Genomic DNA, 25275 nt, shown 5'->3' with positions numbered 1-25275 from the left:
GCAGGGTTTACAATGCCAACAGTTAGTATAGAAAAAGCAGAGTTTAAAGCACGCAGAGAGCGTTTACTGGCCATGATGGAGCCAAATAGCGTAGCAATTATTCCAGCGGCAAACGAAGTAACTCGAAGCAGAGATACTGAGTATGCGTTTCGCCAAGATAGTGACTTTTTCTATTTAACTGGTTTTAATGAACCCGATGCTGTGTTGGTACTGAGTCCAAGCAGTGAAACACCAAGTACGTTATTTTGTTTGAACAAAGATAAGTTGGCAGAAATTTGGCACGGCCGACGAATCGGTTTTGAAAAAGCCAAAAAAGATTATTTATTCGACCAAACATGTGCACTGAGTGAGCTAACTGAACAATTATTGAATTTGGTGAACGGCCAGCAGATTTTATTTTATGCACAAGGCACTTACCCGCAATTTGACGATAAAGTATGGGAATTATTAAATACCCTACGTGGCGCACCTAAAAAAGGTTACAAAGCACCGCACACTATTAAAGATATTCGTGGTTTAGTGCACGAAATGCGATTATTTAAATCGCCAGCTGAAGTGCGCATTATGCGTGAGTCTTGTGAAGTAAGTACGCAAGGTCATATGCGTGCTATGCAATTTGCAAAGCCCGGTGTTACTGAGTATCAATTAGAAGCGGAGCTTCATCATCATTACGCAATGCATGGTGCACGCCATCCTGCGTACGGCACTATTGTAGGTGGTGGCGATAACGCTAACATATTGCATTACACCGCAAACAGCGATGTGCTAACCAATGGTGATCTAGTGCTGATTGATTCTGGTGCAGAACTACACGGTTACGCGGCGGATATTACTCGTACTTTCCCAATCAATGGCAAATTTAGTGAACCACAAGCCGCGCTTTATACTATTGTACTTGCTGCGCAAGAAGCGGCATTTACTGAAGTAAGACCCGGTGGTACGCTTTCAAAAGCAAATAAACTGGCTATGAAAGTACTTACGCAAGGTTTACTTGATTTAGGTATTCTGCAAGGCGATTTACAAGAGCTGTTAGACAATCAAGCATGCAAAGCATTTTATATGCATGGTCTAGGTCATTGGCTTGGTTTAGATGTTCATGATGTAGGTGATTACAAAAAAGACGAAAAAGAACGCCCGTTTGAGCCTGGTATGGTGTTGACTATAGAACCTGGGCTTTATATTAGTTTAGATGCTAAAGCACCTGAGCAATATAAAGGCATTGGCATTCGTATTGAAGATAATCTGTTAGTGACTGAGCAAGGTCATGAAAATCTGACAGCGAGTGCGCCCAAAAGTATCAGCGAAATTGAAGCCTTAATGAAAAAACAAGCAACTAATCGCTAGGAGCAGCGCGTGGCAGAGCAGTTTGATGTAGTTATTGTTGGTGGCGGTTTAGCGGGTGCCAGTTGTGCGTTAAGCTTGGCTAAACATGCGCCAAACCTCAGCATTGCCGTAGTTGAGGCTAATCAAATAAATGCTGACTATCACCCTAGTTTTGATGATCGTAGCATTGCGCTAGCCCAGCAATCTGTAAAGTTTTTAAAGGGGTTGCAGGTGTTTGACCCCGATATTGGTTTTGCTACTGCGATTAAAAAAGTATCCGTATCGGATCGTGGGCATTTTGGAAAAACTCATATTAATTGTGATGAGTTTGCTCAACCTGCACTGGGTTATGTGGTTGAAGTTAATCCATTTGGCCGCTCACTTCATAATCAGCTCACCAATTCACACATTAAACTGTTTTGTCCTGACAGTATCGCGAGCTTAAACTACACAAGTGACAATGCACAGGCCACCTTACAATCAGGCAATAGTTTAAATGCCAAGTTAGTGGTTGTTGCCGATGGAGCGCAGTCGCCAACGCGCGAATTAGCGAAGATAGACTTTGCAACCCAGCCATATTCGCAAGGGGCAATTATTGCCAATATCGAAGTGGCAGATGGCCACCATAATCATGCCTTTGAACGCTTTACTGAGCATGGGCCAATGGCATTATTACCCATGAGTAATAACCGTTATTCGCTAGTATGGTGTATGGATAAAACGGATATTGACGATCACCTAAAGCTAAGTGAAGATGCTTTTATTAATGCTCTACAAAGTGCGTTTGGCTATCGTGGCGGGCTATTTAGTAAAGTGGGTATGCGTGCAAGTTACCCGTTAGTGTATGGCCGTGCAGAGTCTTTTAGTAGTCATCGAACAGTACTTATTGGCAATGCTGGGCATGCAATTCATCCTATTGCAGGACAAGGATTTAATTTAGGTTTGCGTGATGTACAGCTGTTATGTGAGCTAATAACAAGTGAATTAGTAAAAAGTGAATCAGCAATCGGCAGCTACGCATTTACACGTGAATATGCCAAGCAACGTAATCAAGATATTAATACCGTAATGACGCTAACGGATTCTTTAGTGCGGTTATTTTCAAACTCATCACGGGTACTGGCATTTGGCCGCAGCTGCGGTTTATTCTCCATGGATTTATGTTCCTCATTAAAAACCCCATTGGCAAAGCAATTAATGGGGCAAGTAAAACAAGGTAAACGACTATGAAGCAAGCACAAGTATGTGTTGTGGGCGGTGGCTGTGTAGGCTTAACGCTCGCATTAGGGTTAGCCAAAGCGAATATCAGCGTGGTCGTAATAGATGCTGCGTCAAAGCAGGTATTGCCTGGCGATGAATATGGTTTACGAGTAAGTGCATTAAGCCTTGCTAGCCAAGCGTTATTTGAATCCCTCAATGTATGGCCAGAAATTATAGCAAAGCGGGCGCGCGCTTATACCCATATGGATGTACGCGACCAAGACAGTTTTGGTAAAATTGCCTTTAACAGCGATGAGCTAGATTTACCTCATTTAGGCCATATAGTCGAAAACGATGTTATTCGTTATGCATTGATCAAAGAGCTAGAAAATCATAGCCAAGCAACTTTATTATTTGATACTCGTTACCAACAAATTCATCAAAGTGACAATGACGTATTTGTTACTTTAGATTCAGGGGAGCCGGTGATAGCCAAATTACTGGTGGCGGCTGATGGTGCAAATTCAGCAATTCGCAAACAGTTTAACTTGCCAATTACCTTTAAAGATTACGACCATAACGCTATTGTCGCGACGGTTAAAACCGCTGAGCCACATAACAATATGGCACGCCAAGTATTTTTACCAACAGGGCCATTAGCATTTTTACCATTGCCAGATGCCAACACTCATTCAATTGTATGGTCAACAAGTCCTGAGCACTGCCAAACGTTATTAGCAATGGATAACAACGATTTTAATAAAGCGATAATGGCCGCTTTAGATAGCCAATGTGGGTTATGTGAAGTGCAAAGTGAGCGTGCTGCGTTTCCATTAACAATGCGTTATGCGCAAACGTGGGTAGAAGGTAAAGTAGTGTTAATAGGCGATGCTGCCCACACCATTCACCCGTTAGCTGGGCTTGGTATGAATTTAGGCCTCAAAGATGCCGCTTACTTAATTGAGCTGCTAAGCCAACAACATAAAGAGTTTGCAAGTTCACGTACTCTGCGTGATTACGAACGTACCCGTAAACTCGACGCGCAAAAGCACATAGCCATGATGCAAGGCTTAAAAGAGCTTTTTGAAGGCGCTAACCCGCTTAAAAAACTAGTGCGTGGAGTGGGTTTAAGCTTAGTTGATAACCTAGGCCCTATTAAGCACCTATTTGCAAAACAAGCGATAGGGAAGTAAGGGTAGTTTGCGAGAGTAAGGCTTTTGAGGGCAAGGTTAGTGGCTTTATACGAGTGACTTTTGCCTTAGGCGTTTTCTGTATTCACTCGGTGTTGCGCCTTTTAACATTAAAAAACGCCGATTAAAGTTTGAAATATTTTTAAATCCACATTGGTCGCTAATGGCGGTGATTGACCTGTTAGTGTTAATTAATTCTTTACACGCATGACCAATTCTCAATTGGTTAATAAACTCTGTTAATGTGCGTTCCATGCGTTTTTTAAAAAAACGATGAAAGTGGTTGGTGCTCATATGCGCCATAATAGCCAACTGCTCGGCGCACAATGTTTCAGTATAATGTCGGTAAATATAATCTATTACTTTATCAAATTTATCGTGCGCTTGATGGGTGTGCGTTGACACGCTAAAGGTTGAACTCGATAACATTCTTGCGCTGTGCTCTTTGCTCATTTCCCTTAATAATGCAAGCAACCCTAAATATTGTTCAAAAGGTTCGCTGGCTTCAATTTTTTCAAAGTATTGCTTGGCAATGACCGCTGTTTGCCTTGAAAATTTAAGCCCTCGTTGTGATGCAATCAATAGCGCTTCTAAAACAGCTAATTCAGGGTGGTTACTGACATGTTGGCTAAGCCATTTTTTTGGTATTTGTGCTACATGTACAATTTGCACACTGTTATCTGAGTTGGGGGATGATTGCCAAGTATGCGGTAAATCAGGGCCTAAAATGACTAAATCAAGATCATCATATGGTGCAATATAATCACCAATATGGCAAACGCCTTGGCTATTGAGCGTTAAACAGATCTCAAATTCAGGATGGTAGTGCCAGTTAAAAGGGATGTAATCTAAGCTGTACTTACAATATCGCCATGATGAGTTGTTGCTTGGGATGACCTTTTCACACATTGCCCGCATGACTTAATTCCTAGGGTTATTATTCTCGCTTCTATTTGAACAATTTATACTCTTAGGTGTGATACTTATCTATTCATAATTAGTATTAACCTATCGTTATGTTGTGTGATTTATGGTTTTTTAGCTCGATTTTTCAACATTCCTACAAATTATCCGATCGAAAAGTATCATAACTGGTGAGAATTGTACCTCTTAGTACGTGTTGTGCACGGTAGTCTAGTTTCGCTATCAAAAACAATAAATAGAGGGACTAGGAATGAAAAGCACAAACAACAAGGCACCATTAAAATTGTCAACATTGGCGATATGTATCTCAGCGTTATATATCACCCCGATGACATTTGCAGCAAATGAAACACAAGCAGAAAGTGACATTGAAACCATTGAAGTGCGTGGCATTCGCCGCTCACTTGAAGCATCAATGAACACTAAACGTTTTGCCGATGGTGTAGTTGATGCGATCACCGCAGAGGATATCGGTAAATTTCCGGATAAAAACATTGGTGATGCGCTGCAACGTATCTCGGGTGTCACGGTTGACCGCCAATACGGTGAAGTAAATGGTGTGACTATTCGAGGTACTGCACCAGAGCAATCAAGAGTACTGTTAAATGGGCAAACTGTTGCAAGTACCTCATGGTACGACTTAGGCCCAGCCACTCGTACTTTTAATATGGAGCTGCTATCAGCCGAGCAAGTATCGGGTGTTGCAGTGTATAAAACCCCTGAAGCAAACATCGAAGAAGGCGCTCTCGGTGGTACGGTTAATTTAACGACACGTAAGCCGCTTGATTTAGATTCTAATACGCTAATGGTATCAGCTGAGCTGGCACAAAGTTCATTGTATGATGAAACAGATCCTGGCGCATCAGTTCTGGCTAGCTGGAAAAATGATGACGAAAAATTTGGTATTTTAGCGGCGTATTCTTATGAGCAATTAACTTCTGGGCGTCATGTACTTGAGTCAATTGGTGGATATTACGAGTACTTTGCAGCAGATCAAGCAACAGGGCAAGATTCAACCGTTGGTGCATGGAGCTTAGGGTCGCAGGCATTTAAATCAGAGCGTGAACGTACCAGCGCACAATTAACAGCACAGTTTGCGCCAACTGATAACCTGGAGTTTGTACTTGATTATTTTCGCTTTGAATTTGATAACCCGCATGTAAACCATAATTTTTTAACAGTTGGCGCGCGTGGTGCGGGCTCTACCAACGTAACTAATAATGGATTAGGCGGTACTGAACGAGCAACTATTACACCTGCGTATGCCTCTATTATTTATAACCCAGTAGTACGCAATGCGGTTAATATGAAAGCGGATGTACTTAATTTATCGGGTAAGTATCAAGGTGACGGTTTTGAAGTAAGTGGTGTGATTGGTAAATCTACATCAGACGGCGGCACGCAATTTGGCGCATCATCTTGGTGGATCCCAGCTTCAGATGAAGGCGGTAAAATAGGCGATCCGGCATTTCCAAATGGCCAAAACAGCACAGATGGCGGTTTTACTTATGATGCTACTGGCCCATATCAAGTATGGTTAACATCCCTTGATGCTACAGATGCAAGCAAGTTTAAGCATGCACAAGAGGCTAATTTTGACACCACAGTACAAGAGCATAATGTAAGTTACGCACAGGCTGACCTTAAATTTGAACTCGATGGTGACACCTTTACCGCAATTAAAGCGGGTATCAAATTTAATAGCAGCGAATTTTCACGTGTAGCTTTTAATCGTAACCCAGATGAAGTGCTCGGTTTTGTTCCTGATGGTAATCTAGCAAATTGGAGTGATGGTGTATTATCTGGGCTACATTCTCAAAGTGCTGGACATACATTAAATGCGTATGCGTCACTTGATACAAATAAGTGGTGGGACTTTATTAGTGGTAAATACGCGGCAGGCGAGTTAACAGAAGTTGCCAACCTAGGGAATACGTTCTCGGTAGATGAAGATATTATCGCTATTTACGCTAAAGCCGATTTTAGCGGCGAAAACTATCGGGGTAATGTTGGCCTGCGTTATGTAGAAACAGAGCAAACCTCCAGAGGTTATGCAGGTGGTGCCGTTTATAACAAGACCGTTGATTATAGTAACCTGCTACCAAGTGTAAATTTTGCCTATGACTTATCGGATGAGATTATTTTACGTGCTGCTGCATCGCAAGTTATGTCGCGAGCAAACTACAGTGATTTAAAACCAGGCTTAGCAATTAACGCCAACTTTGGTAGTGCGACTGGCGGTAACCCAGATCTAAAACCATACGAAGCAAACCAAGCTGATATCGGGATTGAATATTACTTTACTGAAGCATCAATGGCCTCCGCTGGGTTTTTTACCAAACAAATTGACAACGTTGTCTTTTCAACTGAAGGCGTTGAGTTTGTTGATGGGTGTGGTGCAAGTGCGGATCTGTACGATAAATGCCGCGTTACTCGCCCACGTAGTAATGGCGAAGGCTCTATAAATGGTCTTGAGTTACAACTACAGCATAGTTTTGATAATGGTTTTGGTGTAGTCACCAACTACACCTATGTAGACAGCGAAACAACTACACCAAGTGGCTCTAAAGAAATGGTGCCTGGGGTGTCTGAAAATAGCTTTAATGCATCACTTTTCTTTGAGAACGACATAATAAGTACCCGTTTAGCTTATAACTGGCGTAGTGAATGGATTGGTGTTGGTGCAGCGCAAGCGGTTAAGAATGATGATTATCAGCAACTTGATGCTTCTATTATTTGGCATGCGATGGAAAACTTAGATGTTAGTCTGGAAGGCGTAAACTTAACTAACGAAGTAGTGCAATCATACGATACTAACTTTGCTTTAACGCAAAATACCATCGAGTTTGGTTCACGTTATTACCTTGGCGTAAGTTATAAATTTTAATAAGGATAGGCCGCCGTTTGGCGGCCTTTAATATTTAACTTATGGCAATCATAAATAAATTAGTTATCTTAGGTGGTGGTAGCGCAGGATGGATGTGCGCTGCGTATTTATCTAAACAGCATCCAAAGCTGGATATTACGGTTGTTGAATCAAGTAAAATTGGCAGTATCGGTGTTGGTGAAGGTTCAACACCACACTTAAAAACGTTTATGGATACATTGGGGATTAGTGAACAGCAATGGATGCCTCAGTGTGATGCAAGCTACAAAGCCGGAATTTATTTTAACAATTGGAATGGTGATGAACGCCGCTATTTTCACCCGTTTTATAGCCAAATGGATGAAAAAACGGCCGAGGTATATTGTGTAAATGCCAATGCCAGAAGGCGCGGCAATGGTGATTGGCAAGCACCCGATGATTACTTTTTAACAGGCCACATAGCAAAACACAATTTAAGCCCAAAAGTGCATACGCCAATGCTTAAAGAGCAAACCTATGGCTATCATTTTGATGCCACTAAACTTGCTGCTGTATTAAAAGCCTATGCGCAAGAAAAGGCCGTTAAACATATTGATGGTGAATTTAGCCAAGCTCAGTTAAGTGAGTGCGGCAATATTGTCGGTATTACGCTTATTGATGGTCGACAGGTTAACGGTGACTTTTTTATTGATGCTAGCGGCTTTAATGCATTATTAATTGAGCAAACCCTAAAAACCCCTTTTAACTCATTTGCGAATGAACTACTTAACGATAGCGCAGTCGCTGTAGCGACTCCTGTAACTACGGATGGCGTTATTTCATGTGCCACCCAATCAACAGCGTTAAGTGCTGGATGGTCTTGGCAAATTCCCCTCACCAGTCGCACTGGTAACGGCTATGTGTATAGCTCAAAACACATCACTGGCGAACAAGCCCAGTCTGAACTTACAGATCAATTAAATATAGATGCACAAAATAGCGCTTTTCGGCATTTAAAAATGAAAGTGGGGTGTATGCAGTCAGCTTGGCAAAAAAATGTCATGGCGATTGGTTTGGCGCACAGTTTTATTGAGCCTATTGAAGCGACGTCTTTGATGGTGACTCAGCACAGTATTAAATTATTTAGCCAAGCATTAGTAAAGCTGCAAAACAACGAGCAACCATTAGCATTGACCGAGCACGTTAATCAGCAATTACATCAATTAGTGTACGGGATTAAAGATTATGTGGTGGCGCATTATGCAACCAGTCAGCGCACCAACAGCAGCTATTGGCTAGCTGCAACGCAATTAACGCATAGTTCCAACGCATTAAAATCATTATTAATCGCATGGCTTAATGGCGATGATTTTGACGTTTACTTATCAAAGCATGCTCAACAACAGGTTTATTTTAGGCCAAGTTGGTATTGCTTGCTCGGTGGTATGGATTTTAAAAGTGAGCGTTGTCAGCAGGTATTTGATCCCGCATCCACTGCAATAAATAATGCGGCAAAAGCATATTTAAATGAGTTGTGTGATCAGCACTGCGAACCACATGCAAAGCAACTGCATACGATGAAAAATCAATATAGCACATCGGCTAAAGTGGGTTGAAAAGTACCAATAAGCCGTAGAGCAGTGCCGCATGGTTTATTTTAAAGTGGCAGACTTAACCAATTAAGAGTGGTGATTAACTATTCCCTTGAATCATTTTGTTTGTATGCCCACGAACAGATTGTAATCACCACTCTTTTTATTTTATTTGTAGACTTTCAGGTAGCACAATTATGAAAAAAAATTATTTGATAGTATTAATGGTACTCAGTACTTTTTTTGTTATTTCATTTATAACGAACTTACTTGCGCCGATATTCCCGGCTTTGATCCAAAGTTACGATATTGGTTTAACCCTAGCTGGCTTTTTCTCGTTTGCATTTTTTATTGCCTATGGTGTTATGTCGATCCCAGCAGGTTTATTAGTGCAAAGCTTAGGTGAGAAAAAGGTGATGCTGATTGCATTCTCATTGGCACTATTTGGTAGTGTGCTATTTGTTAGCATGCCTGTTTTTGCAGTGGCAATGTTAGCGTTATTTTTAATTGGCACCGCCATGGCGCTGTTGCAGGTGGCCATTAACCCGCTACTAAGGGCAAGTGGTGGATCTAAACATTTCGCTGTGTTTTCGGTGGCGGCGCAGTTGATGTTTGGTGGCGCGGCAACGTTATCACCGCTGGTGTATAGCGCACTTGTTAAAGCTGATGCACACGCACAGGGTCAAAACTGGTTGTTGCAATTAGTGCCCGCAGATATGACGTGGCTAAGTATGTACGTATTATTTGCACTGTTATGCGTGGTGATGCTGGTGGTTATCAGTGTTGTTCCTATGAAAAAAAAGGCGCAAGCACAGAGTTTGCAACAAAACAGTATTAGACAAAGCCTGCAATTATTTAAAGATCCAACCGTAATTAAATTCTTCTTCGCTATTGTGGCTTATGTCGCACTTGAGCAAGGCGTGGCTAATTCAATTTCAGTATTTTTACAAACCTACCACCAACTTGATCCAAATACACAAGGAGCCCAAGTGGTGAGCCAATTTTGGTTATCACTGACATTAGGGTGTTTATTGGGAATTATATTGTTAAAACTCTTTGATGCTAAACATGTCTTACTGGCTTTTAGTGTTGGTGCAGTGATAAGTCTACTAACGGCATTATTTGCAGGGACTGCGTTGGTTTTATGGGCGTTTCCTGCGGTTGGATTTTTCTTATCAATTATGTGGTCAGTGATATTTTCGTTGGCATTAAACTCGGTTGCAAAAGGGCATGGCACGGTATCAGGAATTTTATGCACGGGGATTGTGGGTGGTGCGTTTGCATCGCCTATAGTCGGAGCGATGAGTGAGCTGACAGGTAGCTTGCAACTATCATTATTACTGTTACTTATACCACTTGGTTATATTTTAAGTGTGGGTATCTGGGCTAAGCCTCTTATTGCTAATCACACGTTTAAACGTAATTCACAAACAGCAACACTTGCTGAAAGTAACTAATTTAACTTGATGACAAAAGAGGCTGTAATGTCACAAACTTTATTATGTGTTGACCTAGGTGGCACTAAAGCACTAGTAGCAAAAGTAACCGCTAATGGTGTAATTGAAAAACGTTATTTTGACGTGGATGGCGCTGCAAGTAAGCAGCAAACAAACGATTTTTTATGCAGTATTATCAGTCAAGTTATTGATCAAACATGCATGGGTATAGTGATTGGCGTACCCAGTATGGTCGTGATGAAAACAGGCGAAGTAATTGAAACGGTTAATATCCCTAATTGGAAAAACGTACACCTAAAGCAATTGTTAAACACGCACTTTAAATTACCTGTGCTTGTTCATAACGATGCCAATTGTTTTGCTATGGGAGAATTTACCCAAGGTGACTTTAAATCAGATACGAATCTAATTGGAATTTGCTTAGGCACGGGCCTTGGCGCAGGGTTGGTGTTAAATGGTCAGCTATACACTGGCAAGCATTCCGCCGCTGGCGAGTTTGGTAGTTTTACTTATCAGCAAGGTATTATTGAGCACTTTACCTCAGGGCAGTTTTTTATTAATCAAGGTACAACGGGCAAACAAACTTACCAAGATGCCCTTGATGGTGATGCACATGCGCTGCAGTTATTCGATGAGTTTGGCATGCACTTAGCCAATGCAATAAGCCACGTAGTTCTGGCGTTTGACCCTGATGTTATTGTACTTGGTGGCTCAGTTGCTCAATCATCGGCTTTCTTTTTACCGAGTTTACATACCCAGCTAGCCAAGCTTGTTAATCCGGTTATTTTACAGTCGTTAGATATTCGTATCAGTGAACTGGGGGATGATGCGCCATTACTGGGCAGCCACGCCTTGTTCATGCACGAAGTTACCAGCGATCAGCCCCTAGGAGCCAACTATGCGTAAATTTTTATTATTTATGGCTGGGGCATGCTCGGCCACAGTAATGGCTAAAGCACCAACACAAATTGAGCTAGATACGTTAGCGCAGCAGTTATCGGTAAGCTATGAGCTACTATCGGCAAAGCCTGATGTGTGCCCAGCACCGCATCAAGCGCAGTGCTACTTATCACGGTTAACATTGAGCGCTCCTTACGACGTAAAAAGTAATAGCTGGTCTGTTTATTTTAGTCAGTTAATGCCAATTTACAGCACTGACTCAGCGCAATTTAGCATTACTCATATTAATGGTGACTTACACCAAATTAAGCCCACAGCAGCGTTTACTGGCTTTAAAGCAAATACGCCAATCAGTATTGAGTTTTATACTCAAGAGTCGCAAATTACCCGCTCAGAGTTTATGCCTAACTACATGTTGGCAAGTAGCGGTTTAAAAAGTCGGGTTATTGATAGCACTAAGACCACCTTAGACCCTGATACAAAGCTTGAGTTGCAACCTTATTTAGCCCCATTTTTAACACTTGAACAATTACAAACGAGTAAAGATGATGCCACGGTGTGGATGGGGGCTGAGTATTTGTATCAAAATGAAACAAAGCCTACGTTAAGTAAAGCGCCGCTTAGTTTGATACCAAAACCGGCTGATTTAACTGTATTAACAGGGGAAGTGGTCGATTTGAGTCAAGGTCTAAACTTACAATTAGATGATACCAATCAAGCGCAGTTAAGCGCGGCGCTCACGCGACTAACAAGCTTTGGTATCAAGCAACACAGCCAAGGTATAGCTACCACAATTAATTTTGATCTACCGGGTAATGTGCCCGAAGCCTATACCCTTAGTATGCAACATGATCAAATAGCGATCAGTGCAAGCAGCCTATCAGGCGTGTTTTATGCTCTACAGAGTATTGCTGGATTAGTGAGCCTTGAGAATTTAACCATACCCGCGCTCAAAATTACTGATGCACCACGCTACCCGTTTAGGGGCATGCATATTGATGTTGCACGTAATTTTCGCTCAAAAGCATTTATTTTAAACACCATAGAGCAAATGGCTGCTTATAAGCTAAATAAACTGCACTTACATTTAGCTGATGATGAAGGGTGGCGATTAGCGATTAAAGACTTGCCAGAGTTAACTGAAGTAGGCGCAACACGCTGTTTAGATTTAACCGAGCAAGCGTGTTTATTACCGCAACTAGGCGCGGGACTTAATAAGGGGGCTGCGGTGAATGGCTATTACAACCAAGCTGATTACATTGAAATATTAAAACATGCTCAAGCGCATTTTATTGAAGTGATCCCATCCCTTGATATGCCAGGGCATTCACGCGCTGCAATTATCGCGATGGAAGCGCGTTTTAATAGTTTAACAGCACAAGGAAAAAGCGCACAGGCACTCAAGTATCGTTTGGTGGAGCCTGCTGATAAAACTAACTACAACTCTATTCAGCACTATAACGATAACACGCTCAATGTGTGTTTAGACTCAACCTATCAATTTATAGATAAAGTACTTGATGAAGTAAACGCGCTGCATGTGCAAGCGGGGGTACCTTTTAAAACCTACCATATAGGTGCTGATGAAACCGCGGGTGCATGGGTTGATTCGCCAAGCTGTAAAGCACTTAAGCAACAACAACCAGAGTTACATTCATTTAATGGCTACTTTATTGAAAAAGTGAGTAGCCTAGTGGCTGGTAAAGGCTTAAAAGTAGCTGGTTGGAGTGACGGTATGAGTGATGTTGCACTTAAGAACATGCCCAAAACCGTGCAATCAAATGCATGGGCAACGCTCAGTGAAGAGGGTCATCAAGTTGCACACCGTCATGCTAACCAAGGTTGGGATGTGGTGCTATCAAGCCCAGACGTGACCTATTTTGATTTTCCTTACCAGTCACATCCGCAGGAGCCGGGCAATCACTGGGCAAGCCGTGCTATTGATAGCAAAAAAGTATTTGGGTTTATGCCTGATAATTTACCTGCACATGCTGAAATTTGGCAGTCAGTAAAATCACAGAGCTACAGTGCTGATGACCGCCAGAGTATTCGCACTAAAGAATTTCATGGCCTACAAGGGCATTTGTGGTCAGAGTTATTGCGCAGTGACCGTCAGGCGGAATATATGCTTTATCCTCGACTGCTGGCGTTAGCTGAACGTGCTTGGCATAAAGCACCATGGGAACTTGAATATAAGACGCAGGGAGTTAAGTACGATCAAAATACAGGGCACTTTAAAACAGCATTAAAGCAGCAAAAAGAGGCTGATTGGCAACGTTTTGCAGCGTTAGTTGGCTTTAAAGAATTAGCTAAGTTGGAACAAGCAGGGCGCTTTTATCGTATTCCAAGTGTTGCTGCACGCGCCATTGATAATAACGTTGATGCATTTATTCCTTATCCAGGGCTTACAATTGAGTACCAAAACAGTGATGGGCAGTGGCTTAAGTATAAAGCCGATAGCAAGCCAGTATCAGCACAGCAGGTACGTGCAATATCAGTTAATGGTTTGCGTAAAGGACGAGCATTAGAGCTATAATTAACATGTTTGATGAGTGAATAAAAAGCCGTGCGAGTCTTAATCGTGCGGCTTTTTAGTTTTTTGGTTGGTCTAAAATGATAGCGCTGTCATTTTTGTTGGTGTATGATTAATTTTATGTAATAAAAATGGTTTTAGTATTGTATGCCTTGTTTTTTAAAGCTTTTACAGTGTAATACTAAAATAATTAATTAAAATAAACAGTTGAGATAAAATTATGGAAGCAACCGTCGAGTGTGACGCAAACACAAAGCATAGTATTTGGCTGCCAATGACATTGGCCGGGTCAATGTTCTTTATTCTAGGGTGTATAACCTGGTTGAATGGCGCAATAACCCCGTTTTTACAACAAATGCTAGTGTTATCACCATTGCAAGCATCGTTCATTATTTCATCGTTTTATATTGCTGTAACAGTCGCAGGTATCCCATCTGCAATGCTTATAAAGCGTGTTGGCTATAAAAATGGTATGGCGATAGGGTGTGCGATAATGGCTGCTTCGGCGCTAATGTATATACCTGCCGCTAAAATGCAAATGATCGAAATATTCTTATTTGCACAGCTAATGATAGGTGTTGGCCAAACTATTTTACAAACCGCGATCAACCCGTATGTGGTTAAAATGGGCTCTGAGAAATCTGCTGCAGTACGTGTATGTATTATGGGCTTATTAAATAAGTTTGCTGGTGTAATTGTACCGGTACTTTTTGCAGCCGTAGTCGTAAGCGGCGTAGTTGCTGACGGTGAACAGTTATCACAAGCACAAAAAGATGCGATGGCGAATAGCTTGATCCTACCTTATATCGGTATTGCTGGTTTAATCTTTCTATTTGCATTATTTGCTAAGTTTGCACCATTACCAGATTTAGTATTCGAAGAATCTGAAGGTAACGGCAAAGGTGAAGTAAAAGAAGCGTTAAGCCACCCACACCTAGCGTTAGGCGTTATTGGTATTGCCTTATATGTAGCCGTTGAAGTTATCGCAGCAGATACTATTGGTTCATATGCACTACACTTAGGAATTGCTGATTACTCTGTTATGACTTCGTATACTATGGCGTGTATGTTAATTGGTTATGCTATTGGTATTGCACTTATTCCACGTTTTATGTCGCAGCAAAATGCACTTGTTATGTCAGGTATTGCCGGTATTGTGACTGTGCTTGCCGTAGTTATGGGCAGCAACGATTCGTTTATTATTGCTAACTTATTACTTGTACCATTTGGTGGCCCTGAGTTACCTGATCCATTGTTATGTATCGCATTACTAGGTTTTGCTAATGCAATGGTTTGGCCTGCAATTTGGCCGTTGGCACTTGCAGGGCTTGGCCGTTTAACGGGTACTGCGTCTGGTTTATTAATCATGGGTATTGCGGGTGGTGCATTAGGTCCATTACTTATAGGCTTAGGTAACGTAGCCGGTCTTGGTTCTCAAGGTGCTTATATCGTGATGATCCCAAGCTATATCTTCATTTTATTTTATGCCCTAAAAGGCCATAAAATGAGAAGTTGGAAATAGTTAAGTTATCTAGCTGCAGGCTTGAATAAAGCTAGCGAGTTTGGTGATAAAGAGCGTGGTTTTATACCGCGCTTTTTTATGCCTTGAATTTGAGGTAATGATCAAAATTGGCTAGATGCTTACGTGTAGTCTTGATGTAGGTTGGGCTTTAGCCTAAAAGGCGCTGAGGTTTGAAGTTACTAATAGGTTTAATCTACACGCTGTTTTTGCGATAAATCACGACCTACAAGTGGATCTGTGTTTAGTTGTTGGAGCGATGTAGGTTGGGCTTTAGCCCAAAGGCACCGAGTCTTGAGGTTACTAATAGGCTTAATCTACGCGCTGTTTTTGCGATAAATCACGACCTACAAGTGGATCTGTGTTTAGTTGTTGGAGCGATGTAGGTTGGGCTTTAGCCCAAAGGCACCGAGGCTTGAGGTTACTAATAGGCTTAATCTACGCGCTGTTTTCGCGATAAATCAAGCCCTATAATTGGACCTGTGTTTAGTTGTTGGAGCGATGTAGGTTGGGCTTTAGCCCAAAATGCACCTAGGTTTGAAGTTACTAATAGGTTTAATCTACGCGCTGTTTTCGCGATAAATCACGACCTACAAGTGGATCTGTGTTTAGTTGTTGGAGCGATGTAGGTTGGGCTTTAGCCCAAAGGCACCGAGGCTTGAGGTTACTAATAGGCTTAATCTACGCGCTGTTTTCGCGATAAATCAAGCCCTATAATTGGACCTGTGTTTAGTTGTTGGAGCGATGTAGGTTGGGCTTTAGCCCAAAATGCACCTAGGTTTGAAGTTACTAATAGGTTTAATCTACGCGCTGTTTTCGCGATAAATCACGACCTACAAGTGGATCTGTGTTTAGTTGTTGGAGCGATGTAGGTTGGGCTTTAGCCCAAAGGCACCGAGTCTTGAGGTTACTAATAGGCTTAATCTACGCGCTGTTTTCGCGATAAATCAAGCCCTACAAGTGGACCTGTGTTTAGTTGTTGGGGCTATGTAGGTTGGGCTTTAGCCCAAAATGCACTGAGGTTTGAAGTTACTAATAGGTTTAATCTACGCACCTTTTCATGTTCGTGATAAATTACGCCCTACGATTGGTTCGTCATTATCGTAATAAATAATAGTAACAAAAAAGCCGTGTTTGATTTATCAAACACGGCTTTTAATATTTTTAGCTGTTACGCTTAAAACGCGTAGCTATAACCCATTTGGATTGTACGTGGCTTACCAGGTTGGATGCCGCCGTTTGCGCGGTTAGCGATGTAAGTGTTATCAAACAAGTTATCAACCGTTAGGTATACTTTTTGATTGTCATCAATTAAGTATTTAGCGGCTAAATCCCACACTACACGGCTGTCGATTGCATTTAGGCCGTCAGCACTTAAATCAGCGTGCGCGTCAGATACATAACGTACTTGCGTATCAAATACGAAGCTTGAAAGCGCTGCGCCGAATGAAAGAGCAAGTTGATTTTCTGGAACGTAAGGCATTGCATCGCCTTTATTTACTTGACCCCAGATATCTGATGCAAAGTCATTTTTAAACTGTGAGTCAGTGTAAGTGTAAGTTAAACGTACTGGGAATGTTGCGCTGTCAGTTTCGAAAATACGACCTGCTGAGAACTCAAAACCAGATACTTCTACTTCACCGTAGTTATATTGGTCACCAATGTTCTCATCACTACAACCGATAGATGCAGTACAGTTACCGTGCATATTGCTGTAATCAGAGAAGAACGCAATGATTTCACCATCAAAACCAGCTACGTTATAACGGCCACCAAACTCGATGTTTAAGCTTTCTTCTTCTTCTTGGTCAGCATTACCAGGTGAAGCTGGTGCATAACCTTGCTGAATACCAGCAAGTAACGTTAGGCTATCGCTCACAGTATAAGTTGCACCAAGTGAAGGTACTAAGATCTGTGTATCGTTAGAGATATTTTTAGTTAAACCATTTTCACGTTTAGGGTCAGATTTAGACCACTCTTCACGAGTAATAGTGATGTCTTCATAACGAAGGCCTGCATTAATAACTAACGCATCGATTGTCCATTCATCTTGAATGAATAATGTCGTTGCTTCAGCGCTATCAAAGCGGTTGCTGTTTGAACCAGGCGCACCAGCACTTGTTAGTGTCATTGAAAGGTCTTGGTTAAGCGTGTATTTGTCTTCCCACTGGAAACGGTCCATTTCATCTTGATGATGACGTAAGCCTACAGTGATGTAGTGATCGCCTGCTGGAATGTGTAGTTCAGTTTGAATACCTTTTGCTTGGTAGTCACGGTTATTCGCTTTAACGCCAATACCTTCAATGCCTTCAGCTGTTGGTGCAGCTTCAAATTCACTGTACTGTGCTAAGTAGCTTTCGCTTACTTTGCTTGCTTTATACCAGTTACGATGAAAATCATTTAAATAAGCTGTTGCTAAAAATTCATAGCCAGCACCAAAACGGTATGCATAGTTTAATTGGTATGCATTATGTTGCGTGTTCATTTGGTCTTTTTGCGACGCAGCATAACGACGATTTGGCGACGCTTGATAATCAGCCTCAGTTAAACCCATGTAAGTTTCGTCAGATTGCTCATCAGAGTACTTAATTTTCATTTCTAGGTTATGTGCGTCGTTTTCGCCAAATTTGTAACCAAATTTAAGTAATACGTCGTTCTTTTCAAAACCAGTGTTGTCGCTACCTACTGGTAATTCTTTAAAGCCATCAGCGCCATAGCTGAAAACTTCAATTAGGGCAGCGGCATTATTTTTTTCTTTACCGAAGTACGCATGGCCTTTATAAAAACCATCAGTACCAAGTTCTGCATTAACTAAACCAGTAGAACCTTCTGTTGGTAAGCTACGTGATACTAAGTTTAAAACACCGCCCGTAGTACGAGGGCCATATTTAACAGATGCTGCGCCTTTTAATACTTCAACTGATTGCATACGACCCATAGTAGGGAAATAGTAAGCTGATGGAGCAGAATAAGGAGCTGGAGCGGCTAGTACGCCATCTTCCATTACAGAAATTTTATCGTTACGGCCAGTACCTGTACCACGCATACCAATGTTAGGGCGCAGACCGTAGCCGTCTTCTTCTTGAACATATACACCAGGTACTGAGCTCAATACGCGTGAGATATCAGTGTACTCAAATTTTTGTAGCTCTTCATCACTGATAAAAGTAGCTGAACCTGGAATGTCGTTAATAGCTGCTTGTGAGCCAATTACGGTGATTTGTTCAAATGCTTGCTCTTTTTCAGTTACATCTTTAGCAATAGCACCTGCACTTAGTGATAAGGTAATTGCTGCAGCAAGAGTAGAAACAATAAACTGAGATTTCATTGAATATCCTGTATGTTTAATGGAAACAAAAATAATTTACTAATTTAAACACGGTAACAAATACGAATCAATGTCATTGCATATTATATTATGTCATTTTTTCGAATATAGGTGTTTAGTATTAATGTTTGAGGTCAATCAACACTTCAAAGTTGGCACTAAAGTACTACTCGTGATTTTTCTTTGTTCAAACTACATGTTTAACGATTAAGTAGTTTTGTTTAAGTAAGCTTACTTAAGTAAAACAGTAAACCATCAGTTTTATATCACGCCTTTATCAATCAAATAACCTGCTAATAGATAAGATGAAAACTCTATTCAAAGGAGTTTATATGAAAATTATTTTAGCTATTTTTTTATGCCAGTTATGTAACATTACATATGCAAGTACCATTCAGTCGGGTTTAAAAGTACTGAGTATCAAATCAGCTCATTTATCTAAGCCAATCGAAGTTGAGATTTATATCCCCAATGGTTACGATGAAAAGAGAGTGACGCCTTATCCATTACTAGCAACTAGCGCTGGTGATAGCCGTATCGCTATGTTACAAAGCCAAATTGATTGGTTGAGCCATGTTGATTTTGGGCCTATGCCCAAGGTAATTATGGTGCGTATTCCTAATATTGAACGCTCAGATAAAGCGAATTACAGCGATGATGAGCTACTAGCGACAATTTTGCACACCGAAGTTTACCCTTATATACGCGTAAACTTTAATGTTGCACCTTTTACATTAATAGAAGGGTTTTCTACGGCTGCAAATAAGGCATTAGCATTATTTGCTAATTACCCGCAGCATTATCAAGGGGCGATAATCATAAGCCCCGCACTTGAGCTTGCTGATACAGCGTGGCACGACAAAATTAATCAATCCTTAAAGCAAAATTTGGCGAATAGGGCGTTGTATTTGTCATTGGGTAATTTTGCAGGCAATCGTCTTTATTTTACTGCTTTGCAAAAATATGTCAGTAGTGCAAGTAATCACAGTGTATTTGAAGATTTTAGTCAAAAAAATTATTTAAGCACCGCAGTACTTGGGTTTAACAATGCAGTAGAGCACTTATTTGCAGATTTACAGATTGTAAATTTTGAGTTGTTTGCACAATCAGGCATTAAAGGTGTGCTAGGTTATCATGAGCAGTTGCTTAAAAAATACGGCTACCCACACTCTCCCAATAACAATTTGGAAGGGCTTGCCGATCACTACTTTACCCATAATCAAGTAGATAAAGGTTCACAAGTCTTTACCTACTTGATTAAAAGCAATCCAGAGAATGCAATTTATCGTTTGCGCCATGGGCAAGCATTACTTAAAGCAAGTAAGCTAAGCGATGCTAAATCTGTTTTAAATAAAGCCTTATCAATGGCTAAAAAGCAGCAAAATCAAGAGCTGATAAACTACATCAGTGAGTTACTTAACTCACAGTAACGAAAGTGGCTGTTGTAGGTTTATTTTGATTTTAACGAGGTTAGCTTTCTTTGCCATTGGCGTTGTTGCTAACAGCGCAAATGGCGCTAACTTAAAATCACTGGCTAGTAAGGTTTTTTCGTCATACGTGCCCAGTACCGTGATGGCTTTTTGCGTGGGATCGTATGCGTAAATATGTTGATTTTTATCTGCGACTATTAGTTTATTATCACGGTAATAAAAGCGCCAATGCAGGTGTATATTTTGTAAGGCGCTAACCTGTTCTAACGCGTTATTTTGTAATTGCTGAATAATAGGGTGCTCAGTGGTTGCAGCAAATAGTTGGCCAGTATTGGTTATTTGCGCCCAATGTATAGACCCTCTAAATAAAACGGATGTTGTCATACTATTTAGATCCAATTTTATTAGTTGCTTTGTGTTGCGTGTGCGAGCTAACAAAAATGGCGTATTTAGTTGTGCGCTATGTTGAAATAGTAGATCAATCGAGGTTTGCAGCGTAAATGTACTTACAACACCGCTCAAATCAACACGGTTTAAACCGTCATTACTTAAAAACCACAGCGCTTGACCATCAGCTTGCCATGTAAAATGCTCAATTGGATGCATAAAGGTTAATTGTTTTGCCCCTTTAGAATTTACAAACCATAGCTGACGTTTGCCTGTGCGCTCTGATAAAAAAGCAATGCCTTGTTCAAGCTGCATACTACGAGGCTGATATTGAGCGCTTTGTTCTAAAAATTCGCTATCGGCAATGTAAGTATCGTAAAAGCTCTCCGGTGTTGAAAAGCGTCGCTCTACAATGGCTTGATCTTGGTATGACTGCGTGGCTAATAGTGTGTGCGTATCAATTACATCAGTAAGTGTCACATTGTTATTACCCAAAAACGGAGTTTGTGTAGCAAGCTGGCCATTTTTATATACATATAATGTATTGTTATGAGTTTGCAGTTGCGTGTTTTTGCTTAATGGCTGCATTGGTGAAGCGCCAAGCTGTGAGTAAGTTAAAGCTTCAGTACTCATTGTGGTTAGTTGGTTGTTTTTAAGGCTCATAAACCACACCATAGGTATATTACTATCAGTTAAGCCTCCGAGTAATAAAACGGGCTGATCTGAGTTGGTTTTATCAATATTAACCCAGCCGATAGTGTTTAAGTTATGTGGCAAGCCAGTTATGTGTGTGTGCTGATCTGAATTGACAGTCAAGCGTGTTAATTGTGTGTCGGATACTAGTAATGCAGTGCCAGCATTAAGCCACAAAGCTTGCTTAATATCAGGCGTGTTACACTGACCAATCAGCTGAGTAACAAAAGGAGGCGATAATTGAATTGTTGTTAATTGGCTGCATTTTACTTTATTAGGCTGATTTATTTGTTGGCTGATAAGTACTGTATCGCCCTGATCATTAAACGCAGGAGTGGTGTAAAAACCTGCCGATTCTAAAAGTGTGCTCGTGCGCCCAGTTAGCGTATCCAACAACATTAATTTATCAGTATATTTAGACTGTGGTGTGTCAGCTTGTTCAATATACGTGTATAAATGCTGGTGGTTTTGACCCTCAAGTTCAGCTGCTTGATTATAAGTTACAGGTGAAATATCAGTGACGGCTAATATGCTCTTTGCTGTAAAAAAATTGCGCACAGGGGATGCGTATAAAAAAATGATTACCGTTGCTACCGCCATTAATGCAAAAACACTGGGTAAAACAACACGCTTATTAGTGTTAAGTAAAGCTTGCTGAGGCGCAGATTGAGTCTCTTTTAATGAAAGCCGATAACCGCGTTTAGAAAATGTTTGAATTAATGTTTTGTCGTCATCGTCCAAATGCTTTCGTAATTGCGTAATGCAGCGTTGTAACGCGTTAGGAGCAACAACACTCCCAGCCCAAATAGTATCAAGCAAGTATTGCTGCGATACTAACTCACCCTTAGCTTGGTATAGGCTATTAAATACAGCTAATACTTTGGGTTCTAGCTGCGTTATTTTACCCTGCGAATGTAGCTCGCCAGTCGTTGGGTTGAGCTGCTTAGCGTTTATATTTATCATTTAAACAGTGTCTTATTATTTTTGTTGTTTAATCTGGAGTTTAGCTTAAGCGTAATGTTATAAACTCAGCGAGTTTGTCTACGGCGTGTTCAGGCTCATCGGCACGTTTTATTAAGCTAATACCTATTTGGCCAAGTTCTGGCAGTTGCTTGGTTTGTAATTGATAACTTAGCTCATTCGGCACGGTACTTTTTGCCAGCACTGTGATCCCCAAACCTTCTTTTAATGCGGCGGTTAAGCCGGTTAAATCAGCGTTGCTGTAAATAATACGGTATTTAATGCCCGCTAATTGTAAGGCTTCAATAGCGCGACGGCGATATATACAACCCTCCGGCGCAGTTACTAGCGTGACGACCTCATTTTGTGCAAGCGTTAAGTCGCCAACCCACACCAGCTGGTCTTGCATAAATACAGGGAATTTTTCAGAGTTTAAATCTTCATTAAGCGCAAGCACCAAATCAAATTGATCTTGGCGTGCAACGGAGAGTAAATGTTTACTTAATCGTGATTTAACCTCTAACGATACATCAGGGTAGAGCGCCACAAAATCGCCTATAATGGCAGGCAGTATGCGGGCTGCAAATTCACTGGGAATACCCAAACGTATTTTTCCTGTCACATTTTCGTTAGTGAACAGCTGAAGAATCGCATCATTTTGCTGTAACATCTGCTTGGCAAGTGGCAGTAGAAGCTCACCGTACTGATTAAGTACTTGGCGTTGACCTTGTTTTTTGAACAATTTACGACCAAGCACATCTTCTAAGCGTTTAATTTGCAAGCTTACCGCAGGTTGCGATAAACCCAGTAATTCACCCGCTTTGGCAAAGCCGCCCACTTCAATTACGGTTACTAAGGTGCGTAGGCTGTCTGTTGAAATATTCTTCATATAAAAAAATTCAATTTATAGGGTTAAATACATAAGCATTATTTATCAATTGATAAATAATTACAATTTGTTGTTGCCAGCCACCCGCAATATACTTTTGAGACTAATGATTGATAGGTGTCGATAATGACTTTTACTCCAATAATGTTTGCTCGCCATAGCCAAGTTGACGTGCCAGATAGCAACCTGCTTGAGGCTAATACCAACAACATGGTGATAGATTTTAGCGGCACTGAAGCAATCCCATTTTTAACCACTATATTAGGGTTAGATATTAACAAGCTAACCGCCAGTGGGTTAGGTATTAAAGGTACGTTAGACGGTGACTTAAATAGCACGTATAGCTTTGCTTTATATTATTTTAGTGAAACTGCCTTTAGATTTGTGTTGCATAGCGACGGCGCAACACAATTACAAGCGCTGATCAGCGAGCAGCAGCTTCGCTACGATATTGAATTTGTAATACGCAAAGAATTAGCTACTTTATTATTATGCGGCGAACATGCTTTTGATGCCTTAATCGAGGCGTTTAAGCTTACACCAGGCTTACGTTTATCAGATGTTAATAGCTGCTATGGTGCGCAAAGTGGTGATGTATTTATTACCGCCATTGAAAAGCAATCACAGCAGTATTTTCAGCTGGTGGCAAAAGCGCCAGAGCTTGCTAAATGGCAAGCGCATTTACAGCAGCGCGGGTTTGATATGTCACTCCCTGAAGTTGCCTAAACATTAATTAATAAACTGGCTTGCGTATTATTCACTTGCCAGTTTTTTGTAGTTTATTTGAAAGAACAAATCGCAATTTGGGTGTCAGTGCAGTACAACTTATGTATAATCGCCGCCCATGTTATTCCCCCTCATTAAATTGAGGCCACGCCCAAAATTGGGTTTATTATAAAGTGAAGGAATATTATGACTTCTAAAACTGTTTTACATGCAAAGCACCTTGAATCAAACGCAAAAATGGTTGATTTTCACGGCTGGGAAATGCCTATCAACTATGGTTCACAAATCGAAGAGCACAACGCAGTGCGTACCGATGCAGGCATGTTTGACGTTTCACACATGACGATTGTTGATGTCAAAGGCGAACAAGCACAAGCATTTTTACGTAAACTAGTTGCCAACGATGTTGCTAAGTTAACAGTCCCAGGTAAGGCACTTTACACCGGTATGCTTAACGAGCAAGGTGGCGTAATTGACGATCTAATCATTTATTTCTTCTCAGACACAGATTACCGCCTAGTTGTTAACTCAGCGACTCGCGAAAAAGATTTAGCGCACATGGCTAAAGTTTCAGCAGATTTTGCCGTTGAAGTGACAGAGCGTCCAGAATTCGCAATGATTGCAGTACAAGGACCAAATGCTAAAGCAAAAACAGCCACACTTTTAACCACGGAGCAACAAGCTGCCGTTGAAGGGATGAAGCCATTTTTTGGTGTGCAAGTAGGTGATTTATTTATTGCCACAACAGGCTATACTGGCGAAGATGGTTACGAAATTGTAGTACCGAACGAACAAGCGGCTGATCTATGGCAACAACTGCTAGATGCAGGTGTTAGACCGGCAGGTCTTGGCGCACGTGACACACTACGTTTAGAAGCCGGTATGAACCTTTACGGCTTAGATATGGACGAAAGCGTTTCGCCACTTGCGGCAAACATGGCGTGGACCATTGCGTGGGAACCTGAAGATCGTGATTTTATCGGTCGTGATGTACTCGTTCAGCAACGCGCAGACAAAAGCACTGACAAACTTGTTGGTTTAGTGTTTGAAGATAAAGGCGTATTGCGTAGCGGTTCTAAAGTAATTGTTGATGGTGGCGAAGGGGTTATTACCTCAGGTACTTTCTCACCAACACTTGGTTTTAGTGTTGCCCTTGCACGTGTTCCACGTTCAACTGGCGAGACAGCCCTAGTAGAAATGCGTAAAAAATTAGTTAACGTAAAAGTAGTTAAACCAAGCTTTGTACGTAACGGTAAGTCAGTACTTTAAGTATAAATTAAAATTTGGTGTTATCACCCAATAATACCAATCATGTTGAGTTATTAACCACTTATAGCGACAGATAAATAGAGTGATAACAAGGCATTAATTTTGATATG

16 protein-coding genes are annotated in these 25275 nt (G+C 41.1%); 12 read left to right on the top strand and 4 right to left on the bottom strand.

The window, feature by feature from the left end:
• The first annotated feature begins 12 nt into the window (after positions 1 to 12).
• From pepP to HJP15_RS02945, 3 genes are read left to right on the top strand one after another with little or no spacing between them, the layout of a single operon-like run.
• On the top strand, positions 13 to 1344 hold the full coding sequence (pepP, locus tag HJP15_RS02955) for a Xaa-Pro aminopeptidase (RefSeq protein ID WP_170173045.1): 1332 nt from the start codon (positions 13 to 15) through the stop codon (positions 1342 to 1344).
• Between the two features lie 9 nt (positions 1345 to 1353).
• Complete coding sequence (gene ubiH, locus HJP15_RS02950; protein WP_170173044.1) at positions 1354 to 2553, top strand: 2-octaprenyl-6-methoxyphenyl hydroxylase; 1200 nt, start codon at positions 1354 to 1356, stop codon at positions 2551 to 2553.
• Positions 2550 to 3716, top strand: coding sequence for an FAD-dependent monooxygenase (locus HJP15_RS02945; protein ID WP_054453709.1), 1167 nt, complete (start codon positions 2550 to 2552; stop codon positions 3714 to 3716). Before ubiH ends, HJP15_RS02945 begins: the two co-directional genes overlap by 4 nt.
• Before the next feature lie 45 nt (positions 3717 to 3761).
• Here the strand turns inward: HJP15_RS02945 and HJP15_RS02940 are convergent, their stop codons facing one another.
• Positions 3762 to 4631, bottom strand: coding sequence for a helix-turn-helix domain-containing protein (locus HJP15_RS02940; protein WP_054205588.1), 870 nt, complete (start codon positions 4629 to 4631; stop codon positions 3762 to 3764).
• A gap of 256 nt (positions 4632 to 4887) precedes the next feature.
• On the opposite strand from HJP15_RS02940, the gene HJP15_RS02935 reads away from it, so the two are divergent.
• From HJP15_RS02935 to nagP, 6 genes are all read left to right on the top strand, one after another.
• Positions 4888 to 7524: a TonB-dependent receptor gene (locus tag HJP15_RS02935; RefSeq protein WP_170173043.1), complete on the top strand. Its 2637-nt coding sequence runs from the start codon at positions 4888 to 4890 to the stop codon at positions 7522 to 7524.
• Between the two features lie 41 nt (positions 7525 to 7565).
• Complete coding sequence (locus tag HJP15_RS02930; protein ID WP_170173042.1) at positions 7566 to 9098, top strand: tryptophan halogenase family protein; 1533 nt, start codon at positions 7566 to 7568, stop codon at positions 9096 to 9098.
• Positions 9099 to 9271: 173 nt separating this feature from the next.
• Positions 9272 to 10531, top strand: coding sequence for an MFS transporter (locus tag HJP15_RS02925; RefSeq protein ID WP_170173041.1), 1260 nt, complete (start codon positions 9272 to 9274; stop codon positions 10529 to 10531).
• Positions 10532 to 10558: 27 nt separating this feature from the next.
• The gene (locus HJP15_RS02920) at positions 10559 to 11437 is read left to right on the top strand and encodes an ROK family protein (protein WP_170173040.1); all 879 of its coding nucleotides are present in this window, start codon (positions 10559 to 10561) and stop codon (positions 11435 to 11437) included.
• Entirely contained in the window at positions 11430 to 13967 is a 2538-nt protein-coding gene (locus tag HJP15_RS02915; RefSeq protein ID WP_170173039.1) for a family 20 glycosylhydrolase, read from the top strand. Before HJP15_RS02920 ends, HJP15_RS02915 begins: the two co-directional genes overlap by 8 nt.
• 217 nt (positions 13968 to 14184) lie before the next feature.
• Positions 14185 to 15486 carry an N-acetylglucosamine MFS transporter NagP gene (nagP, locus tag HJP15_RS02910; protein ID WP_054205594.1) on the top strand — a complete coding sequence of 434 codons (1302 nt, stop codon included), beginning with the start codon at positions 14185 to 14187 and terminating at the stop codon, positions 15484 to 15486.
• A 1174-nt stretch (positions 15487 to 16660) separates the two neighbouring features.
• On the opposite strand, the gene HJP15_RS02905 is transcribed toward nagP, so the two are convergent.
• Positions 16661 to 18811, bottom strand: a complete 2151-nt coding sequence (locus tag HJP15_RS02905) for a TonB-dependent receptor family protein (RefSeq protein ID WP_169327352.1) — start codon at positions 18809 to 18811, stop codon at positions 16661 to 16663.
• A gap of 332 nt (positions 18812 to 19143) precedes the next feature.
• On the opposite strand from HJP15_RS02905, the gene HJP15_RS02900 reads away from it, so the two are divergent.
• Positions 19144 to 20241: an alpha/beta hydrolase-fold protein gene (locus tag HJP15_RS02900; RefSeq protein ID WP_170173038.1), complete on the top strand. Its 1098-nt coding sequence runs from the start codon at positions 19144 to 19146 to the stop codon at positions 20239 to 20241.
• Here HJP15_RS02900 and HJP15_RS02895 read toward each other — a convergent pair.
• Positions 20233 to 22284 carry a winged helix-turn-helix domain-containing protein gene (locus HJP15_RS02895; protein WP_170173037.1) on the bottom strand — a complete coding sequence of 684 codons (2052 nt, stop codon included), beginning with the start codon at positions 22282 to 22284 and terminating at the stop codon, positions 20233 to 20235. The genes HJP15_RS02900 and HJP15_RS02895 overlap by 9 nt on opposite strands.
• 40 nt (positions 22285 to 22324) lie before the next feature.
• Positions 22325 to 23170: a LysR family transcriptional regulator gene (locus HJP15_RS02890; RefSeq protein ID WP_054205598.1), complete on the bottom strand. Its 846-nt coding sequence runs from the start codon at positions 23168 to 23170 to the stop codon at positions 22325 to 22327.
• 126 nt (positions 23171 to 23296) lie between these two features.
• Between HJP15_RS02890 and HJP15_RS02885 the strand changes: the two genes are divergently transcribed.
• Complete coding sequence (locus tag HJP15_RS02885) at positions 23297 to 23896, top strand: hypothetical protein (RefSeq protein WP_170173036.1); 600 nt, start codon at positions 23297 to 23299, stop codon at positions 23894 to 23896.
• A 186-nt stretch (positions 23897 to 24082) separates the two neighbouring features.
• Entirely contained in the window at positions 24083 to 25165 is a 1083-nt protein-coding gene (gene gcvT, locus HJP15_RS02880) for a glycine cleavage system aminomethyltransferase GcvT (protein ID WP_170173035.1), read from the top strand.
• Positions 25166 to 25275: the final 110 nt, after the last annotated feature.

The organism is Pseudoalteromonas sp. NEC-BIFX-2020_002, assembly GCF_013002825.1.
GTDB lineage: Bacteria > Pseudomonadota > Gammaproteobacteria > Enterobacterales > Alteromonadaceae > Pseudoalteromonas > Pseudoalteromonas neustonica.
Note: the sequence above shows the minus strand (reverse complement) of the source record. Positions and strands in the feature narration are given on the sequence as shown.